We start from the raw sequence: 4,755 nt of genomic DNA on the forward strand, positions 1-4,755 counted from the left end.
ACCGGCTGCTGCCCGATTGAACAGACCCACGACAGCCCCACGGTTAGGCTCTTGCAGCAATACACTGACTTGGATGGTCAGGCTGTCTGCCCGCTGCAGTGGGAAGAGGTCGCGCCTGGGATGGCCCGGGGATGATTCCTGGCGAAAGCTCTGCGCGCCGCTGAAGGCGTAGGTTCTGCTCACGCCGCCGCTGACTCCCGGCGCCAGCGGTTCCCATCCTGCAGCGGATGGGTAGGCGCCAGTGGCGTACGTTTCAAAGTCCTCGGCCACAAGCAGGGCGGCCGGTGCGATGGCAACCTGCGCCCTGGCCGTGTCGCCTTCGAACACCGCAAGCACAGCCGCCTCGCCGGTAACCTGCAACCCCGCCAGGAAGAGGCCGGTCTGGTCGATACTCCCGGCAATGTCGGGTTGCACCGACCAGACTGCTGCCCTGGTCACATCCATCTCTCGGTCATCGGAGTAGTACGCAGTGCAGCGGAAGCGTTGGCTCAGGCCGTTCTTCAGAGGAACAAAGTACGGACGGACCTCCAGCCAGGCGAGGTACGGGCCCATGTCCCAGACCTGCACTGCGGCGTGGGCAGGTTCTCCTTCCCGCACCATGACCGCGCCTTCGCCCCAGTAGCGGATGCTGTCGCCTTCGATCATCCCCACGCAGAGGTAGTTCAGTCCGACCACCCCTGTGACCGTCCCCTTGGCATAGTCCCCCTCGATGCTCAAAGCCTGGTCGGCGACCACCCGGAAAAAGTCGCCAAGCAGCTTGCGCCACTCCGCCCAATACTTCAAGTCCCCTGGCCAGTTATCGCGCGCGTGCTCAAACGTATGGTAGTCCTCAGACTCGAAATACTGCCAGGCACTATCATAGGCAGAAAAGTCCAGCACCATCACCCTGACGATGTCTACCTTCTCCTGGCCGGTCCTCTTGGCAAAGGGTTGAGCCGGCGCAGAGGGCCGCCCCGGCGCCTTGCCGATGCGTGGCGCCCCTGCCGGGTCGTAAACAAATCGCAGGGTGATGCCCGCCTCTCGCCCGTCGCTCGTCGGCTGCTTGCTGCAGTGCGAGAACAGCATAAAGCCGCCCGCCACGAGCACGCATGCGCCTATGGTCAATCTTGTCATGATGGAAGACCTCTCTCTTACCCCCAGAAGGTCACAGGTAGTAACGGAACAGCGCATCCACCACCAAGCCCGTCAGATTTGCTTTCTTCGGGCCGCTCTTGATGTTCCCCGTGTAGTAGCGGATGCCGAGGTCGCCCTCGATTTTGCTCCCCAATCTCAGCAGAGCGCCGCCGCCCAGGCCAATCAGGAGTGCGGAGCCAGTGCCATATTCGTTGTCGCCGTACGCCTTCAGGTCCACCAACGCCTTGGGGCGCGTACCCTCCGCTGCGCCGAAAAGCATTTGCGAGGAGAGCTCGAACTCATTTCCGTTGCTGTTCTTGCGCTCCTCAGCAAACAGATCTCCGATGCCGGTCTTGTTCCGGCCTTTAAGCCTCTCGCGCAGCATGAAGACGAGATCGAACGAACCTGGGCGCGCGAGCAGACCGCCTTGAATCAGGAGCCGGTTGCCGCTCTTGAACACGGCCTTGCCTGCCCCCTTGTCTTCGCCGTAGATGCTGTACACCACGTCAGTGGTCACGCGGGCGTCGTTGCCGAACAGGGTCAGGGCGCGATCAAGGCCCGCGGAGAGCGTCAGTTCGCCGCCAGGCTTGTACTCATAGTCCAGCCCCTGGAACGGCCGGAATGCCCCTCTTGCCAAGTAGCTGAGGCCGCCCCCCAACACAAAATCGCCGAGTTCCATTGCCGTGGCCAATCCCCCATAGAAATCCAAGCCCTGCCCCATCGTCGGCACGCGAAAGGATAGGGCGTGTAACGCCAGCACATTGGAAACGTTGAACTCCTCGGCGGTAAGCGAATGCTTGCCGGTGGGAAGGTTCGCGCCAAACGTGAACAGGAAGCGGCCGTTCGGCGTCCAGTAGTGGCCACTGATGCGCGTGTCAGAAAGCCCGCCCAATTCGTTGGCCGCGACCGTGGTAAGCTTAGAAAATGCAGGCGCCGTAGATACGACCACACGCATCTGCTCATTTACCGGATAAACGAAGCTCACGGGCAGAGCGACCTGATTGACCTTGTTGGTACCCGCCGTCCACCACTGGCCAGTCACTCCCGCTCCCAAGGATACCTGGCTCTGCAGCCTGCTCAACAGCGCTTGTGCACGGGAGACCCCCGGCACCAGCACGCCGAGCAGCAGAATAAGAACAAGGGCGTCACGCTTCATTGCAGCACCTCGCCACCTGCATCTTTTCACTTGGGAATGGGAACCACAACCTCGATGCTGGCGCCAGAGCCAAAACTCGACTGGCTCTGCTCCTGCAGGGGTTGCCGCGCATCGACACCGGGCACAAATCCGGCGCTGAGCTGTTGCTGCGTCTGCTGCAGACGGTCCAGAGTCGACGGCTTGAGCACGTCGGCTACTGCCGGAGGTGGCTCGAGCGTCTCTTTCAGCTCCTGAATGTCCTGGCTCCCCACTTGGATTGCTTCCACCTGGGCAACTGCAGCATTGGCCGCCTTGAACTTGGGGTCGAGTTCGGCTGCTTGTGCGTAAGCCGCCCGCGCGGCATCAAACATGCCGCGATCTTCATAGTCCAGGCCCTTGCAGTAAGCCAGGAAGGCGAGGATGTTCTCCGTGGGGATGAGCAGGATTGCATCACGCTCCTCCTGGCTGAGGGGCACGCCCATCTGGTCAAGGATGCGGAAGACCAGTGCCTTCTCCATGCGGAAAAAGTCCTGCAAGGAACCGCTGATGCGGCGCGGGCCACTGACGGTGCGGCTCCTGGTGTCCACCAGCGCTGTCTCGATGTGCAGCTGTTCCCCTTCGAGGCCCAAGAATCCGCCCTGCACGACCTTGGCCACGCCGAGCAGGCGGCCCAGCCGCGGGGCAGTGGCCTCGTCGACCAGGCCGGTCATGCCCAAGCCAATTTCCTCCAGCAAGGCCTGCATCCTCGCCCGCTCAATGACGCGCAGCGCCTTCGCCTTGGACAGGTCGGTGATGAGCATCTCGGCTATGCCCTTCTCCAACGGGTCAAGCTCCTCAGGCCCGCCCAACCTGGCGAAATTCAACACAGCCACCGCATTGTGCGGGATGCGCACGGTATCGAGCGCCGCCTCATTCGCCAGAGCCAGCCGCGCCTGTTCTGCCAAGCGCCGCCGCACCAGCACCCGCAGTCGCCCTTCCAAGGCCCGCCTCATCTCGCTCATGCGGCCCACCTGCGTGTACCGCCGGTACATGTCAATCGCCCCGTCCAAGTCGCCCGTCAACTCGCAGGCGGAGCCGAGGTAGAACAGGGTGCGCGCATCGGTGGAATCCAGCCGGAAGGCCCTCCTCAGCACCGCGATCGCCGCGGCATAGTCCTGCTTGCCGTAGAGGGCAATCCCCGTGTCGCGGAGAACGAGTGGATCTCCACGTCGCTCCTCGAGCGCGATGACTAAATGCCGGAGGGCAGCATCGTAGTTTTGGCGGCGTAACTCGCTCTTCGCCTGGCCGTAATGGGAAGCAGCACACCCCATGAGGATGCAGCCTAGGCTCAAGGCCAAGCTTGGGATAAGACTCTTACGCACGAGCTATCTCCTCCTGTGCCAAAAGGTCGCAAGACACGCTATTTGAGGTGCACCTGGATCTGCATGAGGCGTTGCTTGGCCTGCGCGAAGGAAGGGCTGATGGCAAGGGCCTTGCGGTACATCTTGTAAGCCTCAAGAGGCTGGCCACTGTCCTCCAATTCCAGCCCTTTGGCGTACAGCACCGCCGCCTCGAAGGAGGCCTCGCCACTCTCCTCCAGTCGTGCCCGGTCCTCTTTGGTGAGGGCCACATCCAGGTCCCGGACGATCTTCTCGGTGAGTCGCTTGACCATGTCGAACAGCTTATCCACCTTGCCGGTCTCTTCTTCGGCCTTTATGGTCAAGCCGGTCTCCACCTCCACGATGCGGGCGTCGATGCGCATCTTTCCACCGAACATGTGCACAAAGCTGCCCAACAAGAGATGCTTCGCCCCCAACAGGCGACCCACCTGCACCGCGCTCTTCTCGTCGATGAGGCCGGCCTGGGCCAATTTCATTTCCTCCAGGAGCTGCTGCAGCTGTGCGCGCTCGATGACTTGCAGGGCACGCACCTTGGCCAGCTCGGTGATGAACATGTCGGCCAGTCCCTTGCTCAGCGCCGCCACCTCGTCTTTCTGCGCCAAGCTATTGTTCTGGAAGTAGAGCACGGCAAGCGTCCTTGCCTGTTGAGCTCCTGTGGGCACGGCAGTAGTGACGAAAAGGAGGGTCAAGAGGAGGGCCAAGGTCCGTTTCCAAGCGCACATAGTCAACCTCCCATTGGCTTGCGGGAAAGGGCGACTTCGCCGGCTGAAAAGAAGACAGGGCGCCCAGCACCTCAGCCGTCGCCCATTTGCCGGTTTCTGTGCAATGCTAAGCATTTTCTACGAGAAATACAAGGATTTTCTCTTGGCCGCGCAGGAGGGGAAGGTAGTTCCCGGCAGCACAACGTGTTCCAGTGAGGGTGGACGCGCCGCCTTTGGCTCAGGTAGGCCAGAGCTCATTGCCGGCCCTTCCCCCGTTGCCATGACGCAAAGCTGTGGCAAGAACGGTTGATTGGGGCCTTAGCCTGCGGAGCCGGCCGGGTCCTTCCGCCCATGCCGGCTCCGAGCTGTTGCCTCTAATAGAGCTGCAGGTATTTCTCCACCTCCCACGGGGTCACCTGCACCCTGA

General features: G+C 61.9%; 4 protein-coding genes. All 4 read right to left on the minus strand.

The features are described from left to right. Positions 1–1,113 (minus strand): hypothetical protein (locus H5U38_02245; GenBank protein MBC7185833.1); only part of this gene is annotated, 1,113 nt, incomplete at its 3' end. A 31-nt stretch (positions 1,114–1,144) separates the two neighbouring features. Continuing rightward, on the minus strand, positions 1,145–2,269 hold the full coding sequence (locus H5U38_02250) for a hypothetical protein (GenBank protein ID MBC7185834.1): 1,125 nt from the start codon (positions 2,267–2,269) through the stop codon (positions 1,145–1,147). A gap of 26 nt (positions 2,270–2,295) precedes the next feature. Beyond that, on the minus strand, positions 2,296–3,609 hold the full coding sequence (locus H5U38_02255) for a tetratricopeptide repeat protein (protein ID MBC7185835.1): 1,314 nt from the start codon (positions 3,607–3,609) through the stop codon (positions 2,296–2,298). A 38-nt stretch (positions 3,610–3,647) separates the two neighbouring features. Then, the gene (locus H5U38_02260; GenBank protein ID MBC7185836.1) at positions 3,648–4,349 is read right to left on the minus strand and encodes a hypothetical protein; all 702 of its coding nucleotides are present in this window, start codon (positions 4,347–4,349) and stop codon (positions 3,648–3,650) included. Positions 4,350–4,755 lie beyond the last annotated feature (406 nt).

Source organism: Calditrichota bacterium (assembly GCA_014359355.1).
Taxonomy (GTDB): Bacteria; Zhuqueibacterota; Zhuqueibacteria; order JANLFK01; family Oleimicrobiaceae; genus Oleimicrobium.

Excerpts from the sequence above, each read along its gene's own strand:
- H5U38_02250 (MBC7185834.1), bottom strand. The coding sequence starts at position 2,269 with ATGAAGCGTGACGCCCTTGTTCTTATTCTGCTGCTCGGCGTGCTGGTG.
- H5U38_02260 (MBC7185836.1), bottom strand. The coding sequence starts at position 4,349 with ATGTGCGCTTGGAAACGGACCTTGGCCCTCCTCTTGACCCTCCTTTTC.